The 25,605-nt window shown below is 57.6% G+C and carries 22 protein-coding genes and 1 pseudogene; 19 read left to right on the forward strand and 4 right to left on the reverse strand.

Translation table 11 applies throughout. The features are described from left to right. Positions 1-886: 886 nt before the first annotated feature. On the reverse strand, positions 887-2,176 hold the full coding sequence (gltA, locus tag AC3Y64_RS08105) for a citrate synthase (RefSeq protein ID WP_007919904.1): 1,290 nt from the start codon (positions 2,174-2,176) through the stop codon (positions 887-889). Between the two features lie 363 nt (positions 2,177-2,539). Here gltA and sdhC point away from each other — a divergent pair, with 363 nt between their 5' ends. The 12 genes from sdhC to AC3Y64_RS08165 all read left to right on the forward strand — a co-directional run bounded on the left by sdhC (position 2,540) and on the right by AC3Y64_RS08165 (position 16,906). Then, a complete protein-coding gene (gene sdhC, locus AC3Y64_RS08110) occupies positions 2,540-2,914 on the forward strand; it encodes a succinate dehydrogenase, cytochrome b556 subunit (RefSeq protein ID WP_016773673.1) in 375 nt (124 codons plus the stop codon). Continuing rightward, complete coding sequence (sdhD, locus tag AC3Y64_RS08115) at positions 2,908-3,276, forward strand: succinate dehydrogenase, hydrophobic membrane anchor protein (protein ID WP_003222999.1); 369 nt, start codon at positions 2,908-2,910, stop codon at positions 3,274-3,276. Before sdhC ends, sdhD begins: the two co-directional genes overlap by 7 nt. Before the next feature lie 3 nt (positions 3,277-3,279). After that, positions 3,280-5,052 (forward strand): succinate dehydrogenase flavoprotein subunit, encoded by a 1,773-nt coding sequence (gene sdhA, locus AC3Y64_RS08120; RefSeq protein WP_008077944.1) that lies wholly within the window; start codon positions 3,280-3,282, stop codon positions 5,050-5,052. Between the two features lie 11 nt (positions 5,053-5,063). Then, positions 5,064-5,768, forward strand: coding sequence for a succinate dehydrogenase iron-sulfur subunit (locus AC3Y64_RS08125; RefSeq protein WP_003223007.1), 705 nt, complete (start codon positions 5,064-5,066; stop codon positions 5,766-5,768). 251 nt (positions 5,769-6,019) lie between these two features. Beyond that, positions 6,020-8,851 carry a 2-oxoglutarate dehydrogenase E1 component gene (locus AC3Y64_RS08130; protein WP_093439917.1) on the forward strand — a complete coding sequence of 944 codons (2,832 nt, stop codon included), beginning with the start codon at positions 6,020-6,022 and terminating at the stop codon, positions 8,849-8,851. A 42-nt stretch (positions 8,852-8,893) separates the two neighbouring features. Further along, positions 8,894-10,117 (forward strand): 2-oxoglutarate dehydrogenase complex dihydrolipoyllysine-residue succinyltransferase, encoded by a 1,224-nt coding sequence (odhB, locus tag AC3Y64_RS08135; RefSeq protein ID WP_064390959.1) that lies wholly within the window; start codon positions 8,894-8,896, stop codon positions 10,115-10,117. Between the two features lie 109 nt (positions 10,118-10,226). After that, complete coding sequence (lpdA, locus tag AC3Y64_RS08140) at positions 10,227-11,663, forward strand: dihydrolipoyl dehydrogenase (RefSeq protein ID WP_034156249.1); 1,437 nt, start codon at positions 10,227-10,229, stop codon at positions 11,661-11,663. A gap of 182 nt (positions 11,664-11,845) precedes the next feature. Next, a complete protein-coding gene (gene sucC, locus AC3Y64_RS08145; protein ID WP_007919879.1) occupies positions 11,846-13,012 on the forward strand; it encodes an ADP-forming succinate--CoA ligase subunit beta in 1,167 nt (388 codons plus the stop codon). After that, positions 13,012-13,893 carry a succinate--CoA ligase subunit alpha gene (gene sucD, locus AC3Y64_RS08150; protein WP_008082972.1) on the forward strand — a complete coding sequence of 294 codons (882 nt, stop codon included), beginning with the start codon at positions 13,012-13,014 and terminating at the stop codon, positions 13,891-13,893. Before sucC ends, sucD begins: the two co-directional genes overlap by 1 nt. A gap of 364 nt (positions 13,894-14,257) precedes the next feature. Next, a complete protein-coding gene (brnQ, locus tag AC3Y64_RS08155) occupies positions 14,258-15,571 on the forward strand; it encodes a branched-chain amino acid transport system II carrier protein (RefSeq protein ID WP_158958535.1) in 1,314 nt (437 codons plus the stop codon). A 196-nt stretch (positions 15,572-15,767) separates the two neighbouring features. Beyond that, entirely contained in the window at positions 15,768-16,505 is a 738-nt protein-coding gene (locus AC3Y64_RS08160) for a DUF599 domain-containing protein (RefSeq protein ID WP_489987062.1), read from the forward strand. Then, entirely contained in the window at positions 16,505-16,906 is a 402-nt protein-coding gene (locus tag AC3Y64_RS08165; protein ID WP_489987063.1) for an MAPEG family protein, read from the forward strand. Before AC3Y64_RS08160 ends, AC3Y64_RS08165 begins: the two co-directional genes overlap by 1 nt. Before the next feature lie 77 nt (positions 16,907-16,983). Here the strand turns inward: AC3Y64_RS08165 and AC3Y64_RS08170 are convergent, their stop codons facing one another. After that, entirely contained in the window at positions 16,984-17,220 is a 237-nt protein-coding gene (locus AC3Y64_RS08170; RefSeq protein ID WP_008082962.1) for a hypothetical protein, read from the reverse strand. Between the two features lie 158 nt (positions 17,221-17,378). On the opposite strand from AC3Y64_RS08170, the gene AC3Y64_RS08175 reads away from it, so the two are divergent. The 4 genes from AC3Y64_RS08175 (at position 17,379) to AC3Y64_RS08190 (ending at position 21,088) form a co-directional block, all read left to right on the forward strand. After that, complete coding sequence (locus AC3Y64_RS08175; RefSeq protein ID WP_489987064.1) at positions 17,379-17,855, forward strand: PaaI family thioesterase; 477 nt, start codon at positions 17,379-17,381, stop codon at positions 17,853-17,855. Beyond that, entirely contained in the window at positions 17,852-18,304 is a 453-nt protein-coding gene (locus AC3Y64_RS08180; RefSeq protein ID WP_430947143.1) for a PaaI family thioesterase, read from the forward strand. The genes AC3Y64_RS08175 and AC3Y64_RS08180 overlap by 4 nt, the downstream gene beginning before the upstream one ends. A gap of 82 nt (positions 18,305-18,386) precedes the next feature. Further along, positions 18,387-20,291, forward strand: coding sequence for a molecular chaperone HtpG (gene htpG / locus AC3Y64_RS08185; protein WP_158958523.1), 1,905 nt, complete (start codon positions 18,387-18,389; stop codon positions 20,289-20,291). A gap of 68 nt (positions 20,292-20,359) precedes the next feature. After that, positions 20,360-21,088: a dienelactone hydrolase family protein gene (locus tag AC3Y64_RS08190; protein ID WP_489987065.1), complete on the forward strand. Its 729-nt coding sequence runs from the start codon at positions 20,360-20,362 to the stop codon at positions 21,086-21,088. A gap of 159 nt (positions 21,089-21,247) precedes the next feature. On the opposite strand, the gene AC3Y64_RS08195 is transcribed toward AC3Y64_RS08190, so the two are convergent. Together AC3Y64_RS08195 and AC3Y64_RS08200 are read right to left on the reverse strand one after the other, a co-directional pair. Next, positions 21,248-22,111 carry a pirin family protein gene (locus tag AC3Y64_RS08195; protein WP_489987066.1) on the reverse strand — a complete coding sequence of 288 codons (864 nt, stop codon included), beginning with the start codon at positions 22,109-22,111 and terminating at the stop codon, positions 21,248-21,250. 61 nt (positions 22,112-22,172) lie between these two features. After that, complete coding sequence (locus AC3Y64_RS08200; RefSeq protein WP_016986397.1) at positions 22,173-22,589, reverse strand: OsmC family protein; 417 nt, start codon at positions 22,587-22,589, stop codon at positions 22,173-22,175. A 129-nt stretch (positions 22,590-22,718) separates the two neighbouring features. On the opposite strand from AC3Y64_RS08200, the gene AC3Y64_RS08205 reads away from it, so the two are divergent. The 3 genes and pseudogenes from AC3Y64_RS08205 (at position 22,719) to AC3Y64_RS08215 (ending at position 25,526) form a co-directional block, all read left to right on the forward strand. After that, the gene (locus AC3Y64_RS08205) at positions 22,719-23,771 is read left to right on the forward strand and encodes an amidohydrolase family protein (RefSeq protein ID WP_489987067.1); all 1,053 of its coding nucleotides are present in this window, start codon (positions 22,719-22,721) and stop codon (positions 23,769-23,771) included. 192 nt (positions 23,772-23,963) lie between these two features. Continuing rightward, positions 23,964-24,380, forward strand: a pseudogene (locus AC3Y64_RS08210) (MCP four helix bundle domain-containing protein); the annotation flags it as partial. A gap of 24 nt (positions 24,381-24,404) precedes the next feature. Then, complete coding sequence (locus tag AC3Y64_RS08215; protein ID WP_489987934.1) at positions 24,405-25,526, forward strand: methyl-accepting chemotaxis protein; 1,122 nt, start codon at positions 24,405-24,407, stop codon at positions 25,524-25,526. Positions 25,527-25,605 lie beyond the last annotated feature (79 nt).

Consider the following 25,605-nt stretch of genomic DNA (forward strand, 5'->3'; position numbering starts at 1 on the left):
TGATTGGGTGAATATCCGTTGCTGCGGTGACGGCTTATTACGGTTTCGCCCTTACGGCGACTCACTTTTTTTCAAACGCCAAAAAAAGTAAGCAAAAAACGCTTGCTCCTACGTGCGGCCCGCTCGCTGGGGCTCGGGGTTCCTTCGCTGCGGGATCGATCCGGGCGCAGCGCCTACGGTTTGCTTCGCTGCACCTCCTCTCGCTGTGTTTGGCTTTGCCAAACGGTCGCTACGCTCCCACCCCCCGGATCAACCCCTCCACTCAGCCTTCCGACGTCGCCCTCGGATCAAGATCAAAAGCGGTACGCGAGCTTGCGCTCATTGTTTTGAGTGGTGAGAAGCCGAAGCGATACGAGTAGCTGAGTTTGAACTCAATTCCTGTGGGAGCTGGCTTGCCAGCGATGGCGGCCTCACAGCCAACAATCTCTTGAAGTGAAACAATCCTATGTAGGAGCTGCAGAAGGCTGCGATCTTTTGATCTGCTTTGGCTTTGGCTTTGGCTTTTAATCTTTTGCCCCTTCGGCAGGCCGAGCGAAGGTGTTCATCCGGGGTTAGGCGCGCAGCGCCGTGCGGCGTAGCCGCATACATCGAGAGGAGGTGCAGCGAAGCCAACCGGAGGCGATGCCCCCGGATGGACACCGTAGCGAGGGAACACTGAGCCTAGGCGAAGTGCCGTACGCCGGGGGCAAAGCCTTTTGCTTACTTTTCGCTGGGCCGGCATTCCGGCGTTTGGAAAAGGTGACTCGCTGTAAGAGCGAAACCGCCAGCGGCAGCACCCGCAGCAACGGATATGCCCCCAACCAAAAAACCAGCACAAACAAAAACGACCCCTATATAAATAGAGGCCGTTCCCGGTACAACTTAAGACGTTATCGCAAGACAGGTCTTATTTGCGATCTTCCAGCTTGGAAATATCACGCGACTCATAACCGGTATACAACTGGCGCGGACGGCCAATCTTGTACGGGCTGGAGAGCATTTCTTTCCAGTGCGAAATCCAGCCAACAGTACGTGCCAGCGCGAAGATCACGGTGAACATGCTGGTCGGAATGCCGATCGCCTTGAGGATGATCCCCGAGTAGAAGTCGACGTTCGGGTACAGCGAGCGCTCGATGAAGTACGGGTCGGTCAGGGCGATCTCTTCCAGGCGCATGGCCAGTTCGAGTTGCGGATCGTTGTTGATGCCCAGTTCCTTCAGTACTTCGTCGCAGGTCTGCTTCATTACAGTCGCGCGCGGATCGCGGTTCTTGTAAACGCGGTGACCGAAGCCCATCAGTTTGAACGGATCGTTCTTGTCCTTGGCCTTGGCGATGAACTTGTCGATGTTCGAAACATCGCCAATCTCGTCAAGCATGGTCAGCACGGCTTCGTTCGCACCGCCGTGGGCAGGGCCCCATAGTGCGGCGATACCGGCGGCGATACAGGCGAACGGGTTGGCACCCGAAGAACCGGCCAGACGCACGGTGGAAGTCGATGCGTTCTGCTCGTGGTCGGCATGGAGGATGAAGATCCGGTCCATGGCCTTGGCGAGTACCGGGCTGATCGGTTTGATCTCGCACGGAGTGTTGAACATCATGTGCAGGAAGTTTTCCGCGTACGTCAGGTCGTTGCGCGGGTACATCATGGGTTGGCCCATGGAGTACTTGTAAACCATCGCTGCCAGGGTCGGCATCTTGGCAACCAGACGGATCGCGGAGATTTCGCGATGCTGCGGGTTATTGATGTCGAGGGAGTCGTGGTAGAAGGCCGAGAGGGCGCCGACTACACCGCACATGACGGCCATCGGGTGGGCGTCACGACGGAAGCCGTTGAAGAAGGTTTTCAGCTGCTCGTGAACCATCGTGTGGTTTTTCACGGTGCTGACGAACTGGGCCTTCTGTTCTGCGGTCGGCAATTCGCCGTTGAGCAGCAGGTAGCAGGTTTCCAGGTAGTCCGACTTTTCAGCCAGCTGTTCGATCGGGTAGCCGCGGTGCAACAGAATGCCGTTGTCGCCGTCGATATAGGTGATCTTCGATTCGCACGAGGCGGTCGACATGAAACCCGGGTCGAAAGTGAAGCGGCCCGTGGCCGTCAGGCCCCGAACATCAATAACATCGGGACCAACGGTGCCGGTTAAAATGGGCAGCTCGACGGGGGCTGCGCCCTCGATGATCAACTGCGCTTTTTTGTCAGCCATGTGGCCTCCTATTTATGCTTGAACCATCAGACAGACCCCCCACGCAGGGCCCGCACCACTATAGTGAGATAAATTCGAATGTCAATTTGCCTAAAGTCTTGCTCCAGAAGGCTTTAAGCGGACTTTTTCCTCGAAATTGACTGCCATTTACGCCTTTTATACGACTTGTGCAATCAGCTATTTGGGGTAGGTGATTGCGTTGTCATTAGTAGCCTAACTGTCTATACTCGGCCACCGACCGCCAAGGGCTTTTGGGCTTGCTTTCATTGGGGGTCGCATCCCTGGGTGGTGGTTACCTGACCAGTGCACTCCCCAACAACTTTGCCCTGATTGTTAGGGGCTCTTCAGTGTGAAAAAAAAGCCGTGAAAAGCCAACGACCTGTAAACCTAGACCTAAGGACCATCAAACTCCCAGTCACTGCTTACACGTCCATTCTTCACCGTATCTCCGGTGTCATCCTCTTCGTGTGCCTTGCCATCATGCTTTATGCATTGGACAAGTCGCTGAGCTCCGAGGAAGGCTTCGGTCAGGTGAAAGCGTGTCTGACCAGTCCGCTAGCCAAGCTAGTGATTTGGGGCATCCTGTCCGCTCTGCTGTATCACCTGGTAGCCGGTGTGCGCCATTTGATCATGGACATGGGCATCGGTGAGACGCTGGAAGGCGGCAAACTGGGCTCGAAAATCGTTATCGCCGTTTCCGTGGTGGTAATCGTTCTGGCAGGAGTTTGGATATGGTAACTAACGTCACGAACCTGTCGCGTTCGGGCCTCTATGACTGGATGGCGCAACGTGTGTCTGCGGTCGTTCTCGCGGCTTACTTCATCTTTCTGATCGGATACGTCGTGGCCCACCCTGGCCTCGAGTATGCCCAGTGGCATGAACTGTTCGCCCACAACGGGATGCGTATTTTCAGCCTGCTGGCCCTTGTTGCTCTCGGCGCTCACGCCTGGGTCGGCATGTGGACCATCGCGACTGACTACCTGACGCCAATGGCGTTCGGCAAGTCCGCAACGGCGATACGTTTCCTTTTCCAGGCAGTATGCGGCGTTGCGATGTTCGCTTACTTCGTCTGGGGTGTGCAGATTCTCTGGGGTATCTGAGTCATGGCTAACATTCCAACGATTTCTTTCGACGCCATCATTATTGGTGGTGGCGGTGCCGGCATGCGCGCTGCGCTGCAACTGGCACAGGGCGGTCACAAGACTGCCGTGATCACCAAGGTTTTCCCGACCCGTTCGCACACTGTATCCGCCCAGGGCGGCATCACTTGCGCAATCGCGTCTGCTGACCCGAACGATGACTGGCGCTGGCACATGTACGATACCGTCAAGGGTTCCGACTACATCGGTGACCAGGACGCTATCGAGTACATGTGTCAGGAAGGCCCGGCTGCCGTTTACGAGCTGGACCACATGGGCATGCCGTTCTCGCGTACCGAACAGGGCCGCATCTACCAGCGTCCGTTCGGTGGCCAGTCCAAGGACTACGGCAAGGGCGGTCAGGCTGCACGTACTTGCGCCGCTTCCGACCGTACCGGTCACGCTCTGTTGCACACCCTTTATCAGGGCAACCTGAAAGCCGGTACTACGTTCCTGAACGAGTACTACGCGGTCGACCTGGTGAAAAACCAGGAAGGCGACTTCGTCGGTGTGATCGCGATCTGCATCGAAACCGGCGAAACCACCTACATCCGCGCCAAGGCCACCGTATTGGCTACCGGCGGTGCAGGTCGTATCTACGCTTCCACCACCAACGCCCTGATCAACACCGGTGACGGCGTTGGCATGGCGCTGCGTGCTGGCGTGCCGGTACAAGACATTGAAATGTGGCAGTTCCACCCGACCGGCATCGCCGGCGCCGGTGTACTGGTTACAGAAGGTTGCCGTGGTGAAGGTGGTTACCTGATCAACAAGCACGGCGAGCGTTTCATGGAGCGTTATGCTCCGAACGCCAAAGACCTTGCCGGTCGTGACGTGGTTGCTCGCTCGATGGTTAAGGAAATCATCGCCGGCAACGGTTGCGGTCCGAATGGCGACCACGTACTGCTCAAACTCGACCACCTGGGCGAGGAAGTGCTGCACAGCCGTCTGCCAGGCATCTGCGAACTGTCGAAGACTTTCGCACACGTTGACCCGGTGGTTGCGCCGGTTCCGGTTGTTCCGACTTGCCACTATATGATGGGCGGCGTTGCCACCAACATTCATGGTCAGGCGATCACCCAGGATGCTGAAGGCGTCGACAAGATCATCCCTGGTCTGTTCGCCGTAGGCGAAGTGGCTTGCGTATCGGTGCACGGTGCCAACCGTCTGGGCGGCAACTCGCTGCTCGATCTGGTGGTATTCGGCCGCGCTGCCGGCCTGCACCTGGAAAAGGCGCTGACCGACGGCATCGAATACGACGACGCTACCGAAGCCGACATCGAAGCTGCCCTGTCGCGTCTGAACGCGCTGAACAGTCGTACTGATGGCGAAGACGTGGCAACCCTGCGTCGCGAGCTGCAGAACTGCATGCAGAACTACTTCGGTGTATTCCGTACCGGCGAATACATGCAGAAAGGTATCGCTCAGCTTGCTGACCTGCGTACCCGCATCGCCAACGTGAAGATCAACGATAAGTCGCAGGCGTTCAACACTGCCCGTATCGAAGCGCTGGAACTGCAAAACCTGCTGGAAGTGGCTGAAGCTACTGCCATCGCTGCCGAGGTTCGTAAAGAGTCGCGCGGTGCTCACGCCCGTGAAGACTTCGAAGACCGTGACGACGAAAACTGGCTGTGCCACACCCTGTACTTCCCGGGTGACAAGCGCGTCACCAAGCGTGCCGTGAACTTCTCGCCGAAGACTGTTCCGACTTTTGAACCTAAGATTCGGACTTATTAAGGGTGGCCGCCATGTTGCAAGTCAGCGTATATCGTTACAACCCTGATCAGGACGCCGCGCCGTTCATGCAGGAATTCCAGGTCGATACCGGTGGTAAAGACCTGATGGTGCTGGACGTGCTGGCCCTGATCAAAGAGCAGGACGAGGGTTTCTCCTATCGTCGCTCTTGCCGTGAAGGCGTCTGCGGCTCCGACGGCATGAACATCAACGGCAAGAACGGTCTGGCATGCATTACGCCGCTGTCTGCCGTTGTAAAAGGTAACAAGTTGATCGTTCGTCCGCTGCCAGGTTTGCCGGTTATCCGTGACCTGGTTGTCGATATGAGCATCTTCTACAAGCAATACGAGAAGGTGAAGCCTTACCTGCAGAACGACACGCCGGCTCCGGCCATCGAGCGTCTGCAGTCGCCAGAAGAGCGCGAAAAGCTAGACGGTCTGTACGAGTGCATCCTGTGCGCTTGCTGCTCGACTTCTTGCCCGTCCTTCTGGTGGAATCCGGACAAGTTCCTGGGTCCAGCTGCGCTGTTGCAAGCTTATCGCTTCCTGGCAGACAGCCGTGACACCAAGACCAGCGAACGTCTGGCTTCGCTCGATGACCCGTTCAGCGTATTCCGCTGCCGGGGCATCATGAACTGCGTCAACGTATGTCCGAAAGGCCTGAACCCGACTAAGGCCATCGGTCACATCCGTAACATGCTGCTTTCGAGCGGCGTGTGATTCAGCTGCTGTAACCGCTGTACCGTAGAGGCTGTGGCGCGGGCTTCAACCCGCGTCATGGCTATAACCAGAGCAGTAGTCATAAGCTGCGGCTCTTATTTTGAAGAAATGAGACAAGCAGGGGCATCCGGGCTGGTACCCGGACTATCAGTGTGATCCTAAGTGGCTTGTTTTAGTCGCTGCATTCGGACTTCTGCAAGTTTGCTCGGTGTCGACATCGATGGTGTTCCCCTAACCGAGGGTGACCAAGCATGCAAGAAAGCGTGATGCAGCGCATGTGGAACAGCGCCTACCTTTCAGGTGGAAACGCTGCCTATGTGGAAGAGCTTTATGAGCTCTACCTGCACGACCCTAACGCTGTGCCAGAAGAGTGGCGCACCTACTTTCAGAAGTTGCCTGCCGACGGCAACTCTGCCACTGATGTTTCGCACTCGACAATTCGCGATCATTTCGTGCTGCTGGCAAAGAACCAGCGCCGCGCTCAACCGGTTTCCGCCGGCAGCGTGAGCAGTGAGCACGAGAAGAAGCAAGTTGAAGTGCTGCGATTGATCCAGGCCTACCGTATGCGTGGCCACCAGGCAGCCCAGCTTGACCCGCTGGGACTGTGGCAGCGTCCTGCACCTGCAGACCTGTCGATCAATCATTACGGCTTGACCAATGCCGATCTTGATACGACCTTCCGTGCCGGCGACCTGTTCATCGGCAAAGAGGAAGCGAGCCTACGCGAAATTCACGAAGCGTTGCAGCAGACATATTGCCGCACCATCGGCGCTGAATTTACGCACATCACCGATTCCGAGCAGCGCCAGTGGTTCCAGCAGCGTCTGGAAAGCGTGCGTGGTCGTCCGACGTACTCCGCCGACATCAAGAGCCATCTGCTTGAGCGCGTGACTGCCGGTGAAGGCCTGGAAAAATACCTGGGCACCAAATACCCGGGCACCAAGCGTTTCGGTCTGGAAGGCGGCGAAAGCCTGATTCCGATGCTCGACGAACTGATCCAGCGTTCCGGCTCCTACGGCACCAAGGAAGTCGTCATCGGCATGGCCCACCGTGGCCGTCTGAACGTACTGGTCAACACCTTCGGCAAGAACCCGCGCGAGCTGTTCGACGAGTTCGAAGGCAAGAAGAAGGTCGAGCTCGGTTCCGGTGACGTTAAATACCACCAGGGCTTCTCGTCCAACGTGATGACCGCCGGCGGTGAAGTTCACCTGGCCATGGCGTTCAACCCGTCCCACCTGGAAATCGTTTCCCCGGTGGTCGAAGGTTCGGTTCGCGCCCGTCAGGATCGTCGTAACGACGCCACTGGCGAGAAGGTTCTGCCGATCTCCATCCACGGTGACGCGGCTTTCGCCGGTCAGGGCGTGGTCATGGAAACCTTCCAGATGTCGCAGACCCGCGGTTTCAAGACCGGCGGTACCGTGCACATCGTGATCAACAACCAGGTTGGTTTCACCATCAGCAACCCGCTGGACTCGCGTTCCACCGAGTACGCCACCGACGTTGCCAAGATGATCCAGGCGCCGATCCTCCATGTGAATGGTGATGATCCGGAAGCCGTGTTGTTCGTGACCCAACTGGCGATCGACTACCGCATGCAGTTCAAGCGTGACGTGGTCATCGACCTGGTCTGCTACCGTCGTCGCGGCCACAACGAAGCCGACGAACCAAGCGGCACCCAGCCACTGATGTATCAGCAGATCACCAAACAGCGCACCACCCGTGAGCTGTACGCTGATCGTCTGACCCAGGGCGGTGTTCTTGACGCAGAGCGTGTTCAGGCGAAAGTCGACGAATACCGCAACGCGCTGGACAACGGTCTGCACGTCGTGAAATCGCTGGTCAAAGAGCCGAACAAAGAGCTGTTCGTGGACTGGCGTCCGTATCTGGGCCACGCCTGGACTGCGCGTCACGACACTCGCTTTGATCTGAAGACCCTGCAGGAACTGTCCGCCAAGCTGCTGGAAATTCCGGAAGGCTTCGTGGTTCAGCGTCAGGTGTCGAAGATCTACGAAGACCGTCAGAAGATGCAAGCCGGCGGCCTGCCGATCAACTGGGGTTACGCCGAAACCATGGCGTACGCGACCCTGGCGTTCGAAGGTCACCCGATCCGCATGACCGGTCAGGACATCGGCCGCGGCACGTTCTCGCACCGTCACGCTGTGTTGCACAACCAGAAAGACGCGGGCACCTACATTCCGCTGCAACACTTGTACGACGGTCAGCCACGCTTTGACCTGTACGACTCGTTCCTGTCGGAAGAAGCGGTACTGGCGTTCGAATACGGTTACTCGACCACCACGCCGGATGCGCTGGTGATCTGGGAAGCCCAGTTCGGCGATTTCGCCAACGGTGCACAGGTTGTAATCGACCAGTTCATCACCAGCGGCGAGCACAAGTGGGGCCGTCTCTGCGGTCTGACCATGTTGCTGCCACACGGTTACGAAGGTCAGGGCCCTGAGCATAGCTCGGCACGTCTTGAGCGTTACCTGCAACTGTGCGCCGAGCACAACATTCAGGTAGCGGTACCGACCACGCCAGCACAGATCTACCACTTGCTGCGTCGTCAGGTGATTCGTCCGCTGCGCAAGCCGCTGATCGTGCTGACGCCGAAGTCGTTGCTGCGCCACAAACTGGCCATCTCGACCCTGGAAGATCTGGCCGAAGGTTCGTTCCAGACCGTGATCCCGGAAATCGATGCTCTGGACCCGAAAAAGGTCGAGCGCGTTGTTCTGTGTAGCGGCAAGGTCTACTACGACCTGCTGGAAAAACGCCGTGCCGAAGGCCGTGAAGATATCGCCATCGTGCGTATCGAGCAGCTGTACCCATTCCCTGAGGACGACTTGAAAGAAGTCCTGGCTCCGTACACCAACGTCAAAAATGCCGTTTGGTGTCAGGAAGAGCCGATGAACCAGGGCGCCTGGTACTGCAGCCAGCACCACTTGCGTCGCAGCATCGGGAACCTCGACAAGTCTCTCGTACTTGAGTACGCGGGCCGTGAGGCTTCTGCTGCACCTGCTTGTGGTTACGCATCGATGCACGCCGAGCAGCAGGAAAAACTCCTGCAAGACGCGTTTACCATTTAACGCCTTCGCGCACCTGAAACCGAATTTAAGGAACCACAGATAATGGCTATCGAGATCAAAGCCCCCACTTTCCCGGAATCGGTTGCCGATGGCACCGTTGCCACCTGGCACAAACAACCGGGCGACGCCGTCAAGCGCGACGAACTGATCGTCGACATTGAAACTGACAAAGTCGTACTGGAAGTTCTGGCTACCGCCGATGGCGTGCTGGGCGCAATCGTCAAGGGCGAGGGCGAAACCGTCCTGTCCGACGAAGTGCTGGGCTCCATCCAGGAAGGTGGCGCTGCCGCCGCCGCTCCAGCCGCTGCTGCTGCTCCGGCCGCTGCTGCCGCTGCACCGGCTGCCGCTGAAGGCGAAGACGATCCTGTTGCTGCTCCTGCTGCGCGCAAACTGGCTGAAGAAAACGGCATCAACATCGCTTCCGTTGCCGGCACTGGCAAAGGCGGTCGTGTGACCAAGGAAGACGTGGTTGCAGCTGTTGCTGCGAAGAAAGCCGCTCCGGCTGCCGCGCCTGCCAAGGCTGCTGCTCCTTCGGCCGCCGCTCCTGTGTTCGCCGCTGGCGACCGCATCGAGAAGCGCGTACCGATGACCCGCGTTCGTGCCACCGTGGCCAAGCGTCTGGTTGAAGCACAGTCGAACATGGCGATGCTGACCACGTTCAACGAAGTCGACATGACTGAAGTCATGGCGCTGCGTTCGAAGTACAAAGACCTGTTCGAGAAGTCGCACAATGGCGTACGCCTGGGCTTCATGTCGTTCTTCGTCAAAGCCGCGACCGAAGCGCTGAAACGCTTCCCGGCTGTCAACGCGTCGATCGACGGCGGCGACATCGTTTACCACGGCTATGCGGACATCGGCGTTGCCGTTTCCAGCGACCGTGGCCTGGTTGTTCCGGTTCTGCGTAACGCCGAACTGATGAGCCTGGCCGAAATCGAAGGCGGCATCGCAACATTCGGCAAAAAAGCCCGTGACGGCAAACTGTCGATGGACGAGATGACCGGTGGTACCTTCACCATCACCAACGGTGGTACCTTCGGTTCGATGATGTCGACCCCGATCGTCAACCCGCCGCAGGCGGCGATTCTGGGCATGCACAACATCATCCAGCGTCCTATGGCCATCAACGGTCAGGTCGTTATCCGTCCGATGATGTACCTGGCACTGTCCTACGATCACCGTCTGATCGATGGCAAAGAAGCTGTGACCTTCCTGGTGACCATCAAGAACCTGCTGGAAGATCCGGCTCGTCTGTTGCTGGATATCTAAAAAACAGCGGCAAGCTTCAAGTTTCAAGCCACAAGCTCAAAGCGAGCGGGGTGGGCTTGGAGCTTGGGGCTTGCGGCTTGTAGCTTTATTGCTAAAGAGGATTTTTTGAATGTCGCAGAAATTTGACGTAGTAGTGATCGGTGCTGGCCCTGGTGGCTACGTGGCTGCCATCAAGGCCGCGCAGCTGGGTCTGACCACTGCCTGCATCGAGAAGTACACCGACGCAGAAGGCAAGCAAGCCCTGGGCGGCACCTGCCTGAACGTGGGCTGCATTCCTTCCAAGGCGCTGCTCGACAGCTCCTGGAAATACAAGGAAGCGAAAGAAAGCTTCAACGTTCACGGTATCTCGACCGGCGAAGTCAAAATGGACGTCGCTGCGATGGTTGGCCGCAAGGCTGGCATCGTCAAGAACCTGACCGGCGGCGTTGCCACTCTGTTCAAGGCTAACGGCGTTACTTCGATCCAGGGCCACGGCAAACTGCTGGCTGGCAAGAAAGTCGAAGTCACCAAGCCAGACGGCTCGGTTGAAGTGATCGAAGCTGAAAACGTGATTCTGGCTCCAGGTTCGCGTCCGATCGACATTCCACCGGCTCCGGTTGATCAGAAAGTCATCGTTGATTCGACTGGCGCACTGGAATTCCAAACCGTACCTAAGCGTCTGGGCGTGATCGGCGCTGGCGTGATCGGCCTGGAACTGGGTTCGGTATGGTCGCGTCTGGGTTCGGAAGTGGTTGTTCTGGAAGCTCTGGACACCTTCCTGATGGCAGCGGACACCGCTGTTTCCAAGGAAGCGCTGAAAACCCTGACCAAACAAGGTCTGGACATCAAACTGGGCGCTCGCGTGACCGGCTCGAAAGTGAACGGCGACGAAGTCGTTGTGAACTACACCGACGCCAACGGCGAACAGACCATCACTTTCGACAAGCTGATCGTAGCCGTTGGTCGCCGTCCGGTGACCACTGATCTGCTGGCTTCCGACAGCGGCGTGACCCTCGACGAGCGCGGTTTCGTGCACGTTGACGATCACTGCGCGACCACCGTACCGGGCGTTTTCGCCATCGGTGACGTGGTTCGCGGCATGATGCTGGCTCACAAAGCTTCCGAAGAAGGCATCATGGTTGTCGAGCGCATCAAGGGCCACAAAGCCCAGATGAACTATGACCTGATCCCTTCGGTTATTTATACTCACCCGGAAATCGCGTGGGTTGGCAAAACCGAGCAGGCCTTGAAAGCTGAAGGCGTTGAAGTTAACGTCGGCACCTTCCCGTTCGCCGCTTCCGGCCGTGCCATGGCCGCCAACGATACCGGTGGTTTCGTCAAGGTCATCGCTGATGCCAAGACCGACCGCGTATTGGGCGTGCACGTGATTGGCCCGAGCGCTGCAGAACTGGTTCAGCAGGGCGCGATCGGTATGGAATTCGGCACCAGCGCTGAAGACCTGGGCATGATGGTTTTCTCCCATCCGACCCTGTCTGAAGCCTTGCACGAAGCTGCTTTGGCAGTGAATGGCGGCGCCATCCACATTGCCAACCGCAAAAAGCGTTAACAGACAATAAGAAACCACGGCGGTAACGGCCCGTCGTGAGCCTTGCGAGCAAGTCTCACCGCGGAATGTCCGCTGGACGCAGTCTTGCGTAGCTCAGCTACGCAAGCAGCAGTCACAGGTGGCGCGGCACTCAATCGAGCGCAGCGCCGAATGCGCAGTACCTAACGAAGACGGTAAAAAGCATGAATCTTCACGAGTATCAGGGTAAGCAGCTGTTCGCTGAATACGGCCTGCCAGTTTCCACTGGTTACGCAGTAGACACCCCGGAAGCAGCAGCAGAAGCTTGCGACAAAATCGGCGGCAGCGAGTGGGTTGTCAAAGCCCAGGTCCACGCCGGTGGTCGCGGTAAAGCGGGCGGCGTTAAGCTGGTTCGCAGCAAAGAAGACGCCAAAGCCTTCGCACAGCAGTGGCTGGGCAAGCGTCTGGTGACTTACCAGACTGACGCCAATGGCCAGCCAGTCACCAAGATCCTGGTTGAATCGTGCACTGATATCGCTAAAGAGCTGTACCTGGGCGCTGTCGTTGACCGTTCGAGCCGTCGCATCGTGTTCATGGCTTCCACCGAAGGTGGCGTGGACATCGAGAAAATCGCTCACGACACTCCAGAAAAAATTCTCAAGGCCACTATCGATCCACTGGTTGGCGCTCAGCCATTCCAGGGTCGCGAGCTGGCATTCCAGTTGGGTCTGGAAGGCAAGCAGGTTGCTCAGTTCGCCAAGATCTTCGTAGGTCTGGCCAAACTGTTCAAAGATCACGACCTCGCTCTGCTGGAAGTGAACCCGCTGGTGATCAAGGCTGACGGCGATCTGCATTGCCTCGACGCCAAGATCAACATCGACGCCAACGCCATGTACCGTCAGCCTAAGCTGAAGACTTTCCACGATCCGTCGCAAGACGATCCGCGCGAAGCGCACGCTGCCAAGTTCGAACTGAACTACGTAGCACTGGAAGGCAACATCGGCTGCATGGTCAACGGTGCTGGCCTGGCCATGGGTACCATGGACATCGTCAACCTGCATGGCGGCAAGCCAGCCAACTTCCTCGACGTAGGCGGTGGCGCTACCAAAGAACGCGTAACTGAAGCGTTCAAGATCATCCTGTCCGACACCAACGTCGCTGCAGTACTGGTCAACATCTTCGGCGGCATCGTTCGCTGCGACATGATTGCCGAAGGCATCATCGGCGCTGTGAAAGAAGTCGGCGTGAAAATCCCGGTTGTTGTTCGCCTTGAAGGTAACAACGCTGAGCTGGGCGCTAAAGTACTGGCAGAAAGCGGTTTGAACATCATCGCTGCTACCAGCCTGACCGACGCTGCTCAACAAGTTGTCAAAGCTGCGGAGGGCAAATAATGAGCGTCCTGATCAATAAAGACACCAAAGTTATCTGCCAGGGTATTACCGGTTCGCAAGGTAGTTTCCACACCCAGCAAGCCATCGAATACGGCACCAAGATGGTTGGTGGCGTTACTCCTGGCAAAGGCGGCACCGAGCACCTGGGTCTGCCAGTGTTCAACACCGTCAAAGACGCAGTAGAAGCGACTGGCGCTACCGCCAGCGTGATCTACGTTCCGGCTCCTTTCTGCAAAGATTCGATCCTGGAAGCGGCATTCGGCGGCATCAAGCTGATCGTTTGCATCACCGAAGGCATTCCTACCCTGGACATGCTGGACGCTAAAGTTAAGTGCGACGAGCTGGGCGTAGTCCTGATCGGCCCTAACTGCCCAGGCGTTATCACTCCGGGCGAGTGCAAGATCGGCATCATGCCAGGTCACATTCACTTGCCAGGCAAGGTCGGTATCGTTTCGCGTTCCGGCACCCTGACCTACGAAGCTGTCAAGCAGACTACTGACGCCGGTTTCGGTCAGTCGACTTGCGTCGGCATCGGTGGTGACCCGATCCCGGGTTCGAACTTCATCGACATCCTGAAGCTGTTCCAGGAAGACCCGAAGACCGAAGCGATCGTAATGATCGGTGAGATCGGCGGTTCGGCTGAAGAAGAAGCGGCTGCCTACATCAAGGCACACGTGACCAAACCGGTTGTTTCCTACATCGCTGGTGTGACTGCTCCTCCGGGCAAGCGCATGGGCCATGCTGGCGCAATCATCTCTGGCGGCAAAGGCACTGCAGACGAGAAATTCGCTGCGCTGCAAGACGCAGGCGTTAAAACCGTGCGTTCGCTGGCAGACATCGGCAAGGCCTTGGCCGAGCTGACTGGTTGGGCTGTCAAGTAAGCCTCGCGCTTAGCTGACGCTTCACCAAACAAAGGCCACCTTCGGGTGGCCTTTGTCGTTCAAGAGCAGTTGAAAGCGACAAGTTGCCAGCTGCAAGACAAAAGCTTGTCGCTTGAAACTTGTAGCTTGCGGCTGCTTTTCATACATAAACGCGACAAAGAAACGTCGCGTATCGGATAGTTCGCCCTCTAACAGTGCGTTTACACGCCAAATTCGTTAGGCTAGCAGCCATTTTTGCGTCTGCCGCCCACAAGGCATGCAACGCGCTTTAAGGGTCAGTCCCATACGGATCGACAGCATTTCCCTAATTACACAGGGCAATCCCCCCTCTAAATTCCGATTTCAGCAGTGTGGTATTACCTTAATGAAAGTTTTGAAAGGTCAGGACATCCTGGCACTTGGCTTTATGACATTTGCCCTGTTCGTTGGGGCCGGCAACATCATCTTTCCGCCTATCGTTGGCTTGCAGGCCGGACCTCACGTCTGGATGGCTGCGCTGGGCTTCCTGATCACCGCAGTAGGTCTGCCGGTGATCACCGTCGTCGCGCTGGCCAAGGTCGGCGGGGCGATGGACGCGTTGAGCAGCCCGATCGGCAAGGTCGCCGGTGGCATTCTTGCTGCTGCGTGCTATCTGGCGGTCGGTCCGTTGTTCGCCACTCCGCGTACCGCGACCGTGTCCTTCGAAGTAGGCCTGGCGCCGCTGACCGGCGAAAGCCCGCTGGCGCTGTTCCTCTACAGCTCGGTGTACTTCCTGCTGGTGTTCTTCATCTCGCTCTACCCTGGGCGTTTGCTGGACACTGTCGGCCGTTTCCTCGCGCCGCTGAAGATCATCGCGTTGGCAGTGCTTGGCATCGCCGCATTCGCCTTGCCGGCCGGTGACATTGGCCACGGCACGCCGGAATACGTCGCTGCACCGTTCTCCCAAGGTTTCATCAATGGTTACCTGACCATGGATACCTTGGGCGCACTGGTGTTCGGTATCGTCATCGTCAACGCGATCCGCTCGCGTGGTGTCGAGTCGCCGAAGTTGATCACCCGTTACGCGATCATCGCTGGTTTGATCGCCGGCGTCGGTCTGGCGCTGGTGTATATCAGCCTGTTCCGTCTCGGTTCCGGCAGCCACGAAGTAGCCGTCGGTGCCACCAACGGCGCAGCGGTCTTGCACGCTTATGTTCAGCACACCTTCGGTTCGCTGGGCAGCGGTTTCCTTGCGGTGCTGATCTCGCTGGCGTGTCTGGTAACGGCGGTGGGTCTGACCTGCGCCTGTGCCGAGTACTTCAGCCGTGTACTGCCACTGTCCTACAAGACATTGGTGATCATCCTCGCGGCATTCTCGTTGCTGGTGTCGAACCTGGGCCTGACCAAGCTGATCGCGTTCTCGATCCCGGTGCTGACCGCGATCTACCCGCCATGCATCGTTCTGGTGGCGCTGAGCTTCTGCAAAGACTTCTGGCATGAACACGGGCGCATTCTTGGCCCGGTGATGCTGGTGTCGTTCGTGTTCGGTAGCATCGATGCGCTGAAGGGCGCCGGTCTGGCTGACTGGATGCCGACGCAGCTGTCGCACCTGCCGCTGAGCGAGCAGGGTCTGGCGTGGCTGGTGCCGTGCGTGATGACCCTGGTGGTTGCGGTTGTCTGCGATCGCCTGCTGGGCAAGCGCAGCGAAGCGGTTGCCTGACGTTGTCTGACCCGCCACAAGCGGGTCCTCAACGCTTAAACAGAAATGCCCCGTATCAATCGATACGGGGCATTTTTTATGCGCGTCAGGCAGTGTCTTTTTCCCTGAGCTAACGTCGAAGAGTTGCCATGTTTTCATGTGGGAGCGAGCAAGCTCGCTCCCTCGTAGACAGTGTTCACTTCTCACAAGGAATTGCATGTCGTTCATCCAAGCCAACCTGATTCACTTGCTCGCCGCTGTCTGGTTCGTCATCTGCTGGGGTGGTTATACCCGTTATGCTTCGTGGAAGGCGCGCGATACGGCCTGTCTGGCCAGCGTGTTGCACCTGTATCGCGAAGACTGGATGCGCCGCATGCTGTTGCGCGATAACCGCATCGCCGATGCCAGCGTGATCGGTAATCTGGAGCGTAATGCCTCGTTCTTCGCCTCCAGCACGTTGATCATTCTGGCCGGCATTCTCACCGTGCTCGGTGCGTCGGAGCGGGCAGTGTCGTTGCTGGCGGATATCCCGATGGTGCAGCAGGCATCGCAGGGCATGTCAGAGATCAAACTGCTGTGCCTGGCGATGGTATTCGTCTACGCCTTCTTCACTTTCAGCTGGTGCATGCGTCAGTACAACTTCGCGGCAGTATTGGTGGGCTCGGCGCCGATGGTTGGCGAGCGGCAGGTCTCCGAGCAGGAGCGCAAAGCATTTGCTGCGCGAGCGGCGCGGGTGATTTCGATGGCGGCCAACCAGTTCAACTTCGGCCTGCGCGCCTACTATTTCGGCATGAGCATGCTGGCGTGGTTCGTCAGCCCGTGGCTGTTCATGATGATGAGTGCAGGTGTGGTCGTGGTTCTGTACCGCCGCGAGTTTCATTCCGACGTTCTCGACGTAATGGTCTATACCCCTACAGAGGCGCCCATTCCCGAGGCGAACAAAGAGGCCGTTTGATGAGTATTCCGTTCTGGTGTGTGTTTATCAGTGCTTTGTTGATCTACGTGGCGCGCATGCCAGTGGCCAAGGCCATGAAGGAGCAGGGCGGTTACAACAACCACACTCCGCGTCAGCAACAAGCGCAACTCACCGGTTACGGCGCCAGAGCGCTGGCGGCGCACCAGAACAGCATTGAAGCGTTCATGTTGTTTGCGGTCGGCGTGCTGATGGCGCACACCACCCAAACGGCGGGATGGCTGATCGATACATTGGCGATCATCTTTGTGATCGCGCGGATTCTTTACTTGTGGCTTTATCTGGCTGATCAGCCTTCACTGCGCAGCTTGGTCTGGTTTGTTGGATTAGTGTGTTCGCTGTTACTGATGATTAGTCCGACTTTTAGAACCGTTTTGCTCTAAGAGTGCATTGCCGTTAAATCCCGGACAAAAGAAAACCCGCACTTGGCGGGTTTTCTTTTTCTGCAGCAAAAAGCGAATTATTGCTTCTTGGCAGCTTCGTCTTGTGCGGCAGCGTTCGATTCAGCCTGAGCTTTGGCAGCTTCGGCGTTTTCTTTCGCAGCGTCGTTCACTTTATCCTGCGCTTTGTTCATGTCCTGCTGAGCTTGCTCAGCATGTTGGTTGGCATCTTGAGCTTTGTCCTCGGATTTTTTATCGCAGGCAGCGAGACCGAGGGAAGCGGTCAACATCAAGGCAATAGCTAAAGTCTTACGCATGGGGTGTTTCTCCTTATGGAAAATAACTACTGGCCTTAAGAGCTTGGCGCCGAGGGTTAAGTTCCTCATTTCTTTCAGATATATAAGATTGTTTTTAAGCGGAACTTTTGCTGTATTCCTTACTACTGGCAGAAGGCTCTAACGAGAGTAATTATCAAATGGCCGAAAACCCCGTTTTTGAGCGCGCGACGCGGTTTCTCTCCGCGTTACGACACTGTCAGGTACTTGAATTGCGCGTGCACAGCGCCTCCAGCGAGGGCCTCACGGTGATCCTTCCGTACAGCACAAAAATCGTCGGCAACCCGCAGACCGGGGTGATCCATGGCGGCGCCATTACCTCATTGATGGACACCGCCTGCGGAATGTCCACGCTGTGCGTTCTGCCGGAATTCGAGGTGTGTCCGACCCTCGATCTGCGTATCGACTACATGCATGCCGCCGAGCCGAATAAAGATGTGTATGGCTTCGCGCAATGCTACCGGGTCACGACGGACGTGATCTTCGCCCGCGGCTTCGCTTATCAGGATGATCCCGAGCGGCCAATCGCCCATGTCGTTGGAACGTTCATGCGCATGGGCAAGGGCCTCAGAGGCACCAAAGGCTTTGGCGGCGCAATAAAAGGAGACCGCCCGTGAGCGAAGACCTGAAACAACAGTTGCAGCAGGCTCACGCTCAAGGCGACTACGCGCCGCTGTTGCAATTGATCCCCTATGCGGGACTGATCGGCATTGAATGTTCGCGCGTCGGCGATGAGCTTCTGTTCAAGCTGCCGGCGAACAAGGACAACATTGGTAACCCTTTATTGCCAGCCATCCATGGCGGTGTGATTGCCGGGTTCATGGAGTTGGCAGCGGCGCTGCATTTATTGATTTTCACCGAAACGCCGGGCGTGCCAAAGATTATCGACTTCTCCCTCGATTACCTGCGCGCCGGGCAGTTTCGCGACACTTGGGCCAAATGTCAGGTGTGCCGCCAGGGCCGCCGCGTGGCCAACGTTGCGATCACAGCCTGGCAAAGCACCGAAAGTGAGCCAATTGCCACCGCCCGTGCGCACTTCAAAATCGATGAGCCCTTGAAATCCTGAACAGCGCCCCAAACTCACAAGACAACCCGCCGCCGACCATTTCGGGTCGCGGCCACTGCCATCTGATTGGAGTTTGATGACCATGAGTGTGGAAACTCAAAAGGAAACCCTGGGCTTCCAGACCGAGGTAAAGCAGCTGCTGCACCTCATGATCCATTCGCTGTATTCCAACAAGGAAATCTTCCTTCGCGAATTGATCTCGAACGCCTCTGACGCTGTCGACAAGCTGCGCTTCGAAGCCCTGGCCAAGCCAGAGTTGCTCGAAGGTGGCGCTGATCTGAAAATCCGTGTGAGCTTCGACAAAGACGCCAAGACCGTCACCCTCGAAGACAACGGTATCGGCATGAACCGTGACGATGTGATTACCCATCTGGGGACCATCGCCAAATCGGGCACCGCTGATTTCATGAAGAATCTCTCGGGCGATCAGAAAAAAGATTCGCACCTGATCGGTCAATTCGGTGTGGGCTTCTACTCGGCGTTCATTGTTGCCGACCAGGTTGATGTGTATTCCCGTCGCGCCGGCACTCCAGCCAGCGAAGGTGTGCACTGGTCGTCGAAAGGCGAGGGCGAGTTCGAAGTCGCCACCATCGAAAAACCAGAGCGCGGCACTCGAATCGTCCTGCACCTGAAAGCTGCCGAAGACGAATTCGCTGATGGCTGGCGTCTGCGCAACATCATCAAGAAGTACTCCGACCACATCGCTTTGCCGATCGAGCTGCCGAAAGAAGCGGCTGCCGCTGAAGGCGAAGAGGCACCGGCCGTTGAATGGGAAACAGTCAACCGCGCCAGCGCCCTGTGGACCCGCCCGCGCACTGACGTGAAGGACGAGGAATACCAGGAGTTCTACAAGCACATCGCTCACGACTTTGAAAACCCGTTGGCCTGGAGCCACAACAAAGTCGAAGGCAAGCTCGAATACAGCTCGCTGCTGTACGTGCCGGCCCGCGCACCGTTCGACCTGTACCAGCGTGAAGCGCCGAAAGGCCTGAAGCTGTACGTGCAACGCGTGTTCGTCATGGATCAGGCCGAGTCGTTCCTGCCGCTGTACCTGCGCTTCATCAAAGGCGTGGTCGATTCCAACGACCTGTCGCTGAACGTGTCGCGCGAGATCCTGCAGAAAGACCCGATCATCGATTCGATGAAGACCGCGCTGACCAAGCGTGTACTCGACATGCTGGAAAAACTGGCGAAGAACGAGCCTGAGCAATACAAAGGCTTCTGGAAGAACTTCGGTCAGGTCATGAAAGAAGGCCCGGCAGAAGACTTCGCCAACAAGGAAAAAATTGCCGGTCTGCTGCGTTTCGCATCGACCAACGGCGACGACGGCGAGCAGATCGTCGGTCTGGCTGACTACCTGGCACGCGCCAAGGAAGGTCAGGACAAGATCTACTACCTCACCGGCGAAACCTATGCGCAGGTCAAGAACAGCCCGCACCTGGAAGTCTTCCGCAAGAAAGGCATCGAAGTGCTGCTGCTGACCGACCGTATCGACGAGTGGCTGATGAGCTACCTCAGCGAGTTCGACGGCAAGACCTTTGTCGACGTGGCACGCGGTGATCTCGATCTGGGCAACCTGGACTCGGAAGAGGACAAAAAAGCCGCAGAAGAAGTCGCCAAGTCCAAAGAAGGTCTGGTTGAGCGTCTGAAAACCGCGCTGGGCGATTCCGTGGCTGAAGTCCGCGTCTCCCATCGTCTGACCGATTCGCCGGCCATCCTGGCCATCGGCGAACAGGATCTGGGTCTGCAGATGCGTCAGATCCTCGAAGCCAGCGGTCAGAAGGTGCCGGACTCGAAGCCGATCTTCGAATTCAACCCAAGCCACCCGCTGATCGAGAAACTCGATGGCGAGCAGAGCGAAGAGCGTTTTGGCGACCTGTCGCACATCCTCTTCGATCAGGCAGCCCTGGCTGCCGGCGATAGCTTGAAGGATCCGGCCGCTTATGTGCGCCGCCTGAACAAGCTGCTGGTTGAGCTGTCGGTTTAACCAAGTCGTAGAAAAACCCGCTTCGGCGGGTTTTTTCATTCTGGTGTTTCACCAATCAGGAGTCAGAAATGAGCCAAGTCACTGTACGTTCCGTGGTCTATCAGATCGACGGCCAGCCTTATGAAGGTCGTTTGGCGTTCGACGCCGAGCATAAAGGCGCGCTTCCGGGTTTGTTGATGGCGCCGAACTGGATGGGCGTCAGCGCCGGTGCCGAAGAGATCGCCAAATCGGTGGCGGCCAAGGGCTACGTGGTGTTGATCGCTGACGTGTACGGTCAGGCGGTGCGTCCGCAAAACGCTGATCAGGCTGGCGCGGCGATGATGCCGTTGAAGGATGATCGCGCGTTGCTGCGCAAGCGTATGCAGGCGGCGTTCGAGCAGTTGCAGAAGCAGGGCGAGGCGGCGGTGGACACGTCGAAACTGGCGGTGTTCGGGTTCTGTTTCGGCGGTTGCTGTGCACTGGATCTGGCGCGCACCGGCGCGCCGGTGAAGGCTGCGGTGTCGTTCCATGGCACGCTGGATTCGCCGAACCCGGCGGATGCGCAGAACATCAAGGGTTCGGTGTTGGTGTTGCACGGCGCCTCTGACCCGTTGGTGCCAAAGGAGCAGCTGCCAGCGTTTGAGGACGAAATGAACGCAGCGAAGGTCGATTGGCAGTTGCTGAGCTACGGCGGTGCAGTGCACTCCTTTACCGATCCGCATGCCAATGTGCCGGGCAAGATGATGTACGACGAGAAGACCGCCAAGCGCGCGTTCAAGTCGATGCATGATTTGCTGGATGAAGTGTTTAAGGGCTGATTCAGTTGTCAGGCACTGATCTTTGTGGTGCCTGACCAAGCCCCATCGCTGGCAAGCCAGCTCCCACAGTTTTCGAGTCGTTTGCGGAATATCCATTCGACGCGAAAAACCTGTGGGAGCTGGCTTGCCAGCGATGACTGACTCACAGGCGACGCAGCACTAAGGCAATTCGATCCGCTCAACTTCCCCCGGCACCGTCGGCCAATCCCCGGCCGCCCATTTACGCCGTGCCTCATCGATCGCCGCCGGATCACTCGCGACAAAATTCCAGTTGATCCGCCGAGGCCCGTCCAGCGGCGCGCCGCCAAACACCATGGCGTGAACATCACTCTCGGCAAACAGACTCATCTCTTGCCCGGCCGGCAACACCACCAGCGCATGCGGCTCAATGGCATCGCCGTTCAACTGCGCATCACCACTCAACACGTAAACCGCCCGCTCTTCATGCTCGGTCGGAACCAGTAACGTGGTCGCCGTTTGCATCTTCACTTCCGCATACAACGTAGGAGAAAGCACCGGCACCGGCGATTCCAGGCAAAAGCCTGACCCGGCAATCATCCGAATCTGCACGCCGAGGTTTTCGCTGACCGGCAAGGTCGCCGCCGGGTGATGGCTGTAGTGCCCCGGGCCTTGTTCGTGACCCTTGGGCGAGGCCAGCCAGATCTGCAAGCCATGCATCGTGAAACTCTGATTCCACAACGGCTCAGGTGTGCGCTCAACATGCGCGATAGCGCTGCCGGCGGTCATCCAGCTGACATCACCGGCACTGACCACCTGATCGGAGCCAAGGCTGTCCTTGTGCTGGATTTGTCCTTCGAACAGATACGTCAGCGTTGACAGACCAATGTGCGGATGTTGTCGGATGTTCATGCCTTTGCCCGTCGGATAAACCGTCTCGAGCATGTGATCAAAAAACACGAAAGGTCCGACACTGCGGCATTTGGCTGACGGCAGGGGGCGCAAAATCGGCTGGCCTTCGACGTCTTCGGCGCGTGGGCGGATGATCAGAGGTTGCGTGTCCATGGTGCATTCCAGGCTGAGCGGGTGATGCCAGAAGCATAACCCGCCGCTGGCATGAGGAGGGTTACTGGCTGTCAAAGCCTTGTGGGGCGTGGGTTTCGATGGTCACGTCAGTGGTGGTCATGAGTTTGTGAATCGGGCAACGGTCGGCGACACGCAGCAACTCCTCGCGCTGAGCGTCAGTGAGCACGCCTTTGAGGGTGAGGGTGACGTGCAGGACGTATTTGCCTTTCTGCTCTTCGCTATTGTCGCGTTTGACGTCGACACCGACGCCGGTCAGCGGGATGTCTTTCTTCTTCGCGTACATCTTCAGCGTCAGCGCTTTGCAGGCACCAAGCGCGGCATCGAAGTAGTCGTGCGGCTCAGGCGCTGAGCCTTCGCCGCCGGCGGATTTCGGCACGTCGGCGAACAATTCGTGATCATCGATCTGTACGGTGTGACGAAAACCTTCAGCGGAGACGGTATTGACGGTAACGGTCATGGGAACCTCACTGGCAGTAGGAAAAGTCGTTCAGTCAAACAAGACCTTGCAGTTATAGAGCATTCCCACCGGGACGCGTTCCACTTTCCTGCGGGGATGAACCCTTGTTGTCGGGGCGCGGTCTAGGCTATGCCTACTTGCCGGAGATTACTTGTGTCCCTGTATCGTTTGAGTCTTGCCTGCCTTTTAGTATTCGCCGGTGGCGCCAGTGCCCGTGAATACACCTACAGCGATGCGCACCTGCACTATGTGGATTTTTTCCAGGAAAGCGCAGGCATGGCGAAATTGCTGACGGCCATGCAGGACAATTCCATCGAGCATGTAATGATTTCCGGAATTCCGGTGGCGAAGAAGTGGCACGAAGACGAACCCAAACGTCCGCGCTATTACGCCGGGGATGACGCCGACGCCTATTGGTACAGCGCGACCGATGTGATCGTCGCCAATGCGGTGCAGAAGCTGCCAGCCGATAAGCGTCCGTACTTTCATCCGTTTCTCTCGGGCTTCAATCCCAACGACAAGAACTCCGCCGCACACATCCAGCGCATGCTCGATCTGTATCCGGGGCTGTGGCAGGGCATTGGCGAAGTGTTCACTCGACATGATGACCTTACGGCGCTGACGTCTGGCGATACACCGCGCGCAAATAACGAAGCGATGACCAAGATCTATCACCTGGCAGCGGAGAACGATCTGCCGGTGATGCTGCACTCCAACATCACCTCCAAGCGTGAGAAAAATCCTTTGTACCTGCAGGAAGTCGAGGAGCCGCTGCGCAATCACCCGCACACACGCTTCATTTGGGCGCACGCGGGCACCAGCGCGGAAATCCATCGGCATCAGACGCAACTGAAATTCTTGCTGCCAACCCTGACCCGCATGCTGGAGGCCTATCCGAATCTGTATATCGACCTGTCGTGGAGCATGCTCATCCCGTATCTGCTGGACGAGCAGGGCGCGCCGCGTTCGGAATGGCTCGCTCTGGTTGAGAAGTACCCAGAACGCTTCATGCTCGGCTCCGACGTGGTAGGACGTTTCAACAAGCTCGGTCAGGAGCTGCACAGCTTCAAACCGTTCCTTGATGCGCTGCCGGAGGATGTTGCGCGCAAAGTCGCGCGGGATAACTTCCTGGCAATCTTGCCGCGATCGGAGCTCACCGGGAAAACCGCGCTGAATCGTTAATGGCGAGTGTTCGAAGTATCCAGGCCTGTTGATATCGCCTTTTCGTCTTACGCAAGTTTCTGCGTGGCCGATACCTTCTAAAGCAACCAGCTGCAGGTTGATGCAGCGCTTTTGGAAGGAACCAGCGCAATGAGTATCCGTAGTCTCAATATTGCCCCGCGCGCCAGCCTCGGTTTTGGCTTGTTGGCGTTGATGGTGTTTGCCTTAGGGGCGTTTGCTTTACTGCAAATGTCGAACATGCGCGCGCAGTCCGACGAGGTCGACAACAACTGGCTGCCGAGCGTGATGGCGGTCGGTGAGATGAGCCAGGACATGCTGCGCCTGCGCGCGTTGACCATGCGCCTGCTGCTCAATCGCGATCCGCAAGCCCTTGAACAGAACGTTGCCAAGCTCAATGAGTTGCGGGGTGTGCTCAGTGAGGCGCAGCAGCGCTATGACGTGCTGATTGTGCTGCCCGAGGAGCGCAAACTGTTCGACCGCTTCAAAGTTGCCGAGCACCAGTATCTGGAGTTTCAGGCGCAGGTCATGCAGTTATCAGCGCAGAATCGGGTCGAGGAAGCGGCGAGCATTCTCAATAGTCAGATGAGTCCGTTGGCGGATGAAATCGCCGTCATCCTGCGCGAACTGGTCGAAATGAATAAGCACAATGCCAATCTCGCCACCGAAGCGGCGCGGCTGGTGTTTATCAATTCGCGGGTGTGGGTCGGAGTAATGATCGGCATCACTGCGTTGATCACCATTGGCCTGGCGCTGTTGCTTACGCGCAGCATCGTGCTGCCGCTGGCGCAGTCGTTGGGTGTGGCGGAGGTGGTGGCAGGAGGCGATCTGACCGGTGATATCAGCATCTCTGGCAAGGACGAGCCGGCGCGACTGCTGCAGGCGCTCAAGAGCATGCAGCATAACTTGCGCGACACCATTCGCCAGATCTCTGAATCGTCCAGTCAATTGGCGTCGGCCTCCGAGGAGCTCAGTTGTGTCACCGAAGACGCCACTCGCGGGTTGCATCAGCAGAGCCTGGAAATCGAGCAAGCGGCCACGGCGGTGAATCAGATGACCGCTGCCGTTGAAGAGGTGGCGAGCAATGCGGTGGCGACTTCGCAAGCGTCGCGCGAGTCTGACCGCATTGCCCAGCATGGGCGCGAGCAGGTTCAGCAGACTGTGACGTCAATCGAATTTCTGGCTGAGGATGTCACGTCCAATGCCACGCAAGTGGAAGATCTGGCGCAGAAGGTTCACGGCATCAGCAAGGTGCTGGATGTGATTCGCTCGATTGCCGAGCAGACCAATCTGCTGGCGCTGAACGCTGCAATTGAAGCCGCGCGCGCCGGTGATGCCGGGCGTGGCTTCGCGGTGGTGGCCGATGAGGTGCGGGCGTTGGCTCATCGCACGCAGCAATCGACGCAAGAGATCGAGCAGATGATCGGCGGGATTCAGCAGGGCACCGATTCAGCGGTGAATTCGATGCAGCAGAGTAATGTCCGGGCGCGTTCGACCCTTGAGCTGGCCAAAGCGGCGGGTGTGGCGCTGGAGGAGATTGCTTCGGCGTTTACTTTGATCAACGAGCGCAATCTGGTGATCGCCAGCGCCTCGGAAGAGCAGGCGGCGGTCGCGCGCGAGGTAGATCGCAATCTGATGAACATTCGCGATCTGGCGATGCAGACGTCGGCGGGGGCCAATCAGACCAGTGCGGCGAGTCAGGAGTTGTCGCGGTTGGCGGTGGATTTGAACAGTATGGTGGCGAAGTTTTCAGTCTGAACAACGCAATACCCTGTAGGAGTGAGCCTGCTCGCGATAGCGGAATCTCAGTCCACACATTCACTGAATGTCAGACCGC

Source organism: Pseudomonas sp. 4CAES_32.4 (assembly GCF_058136335.1).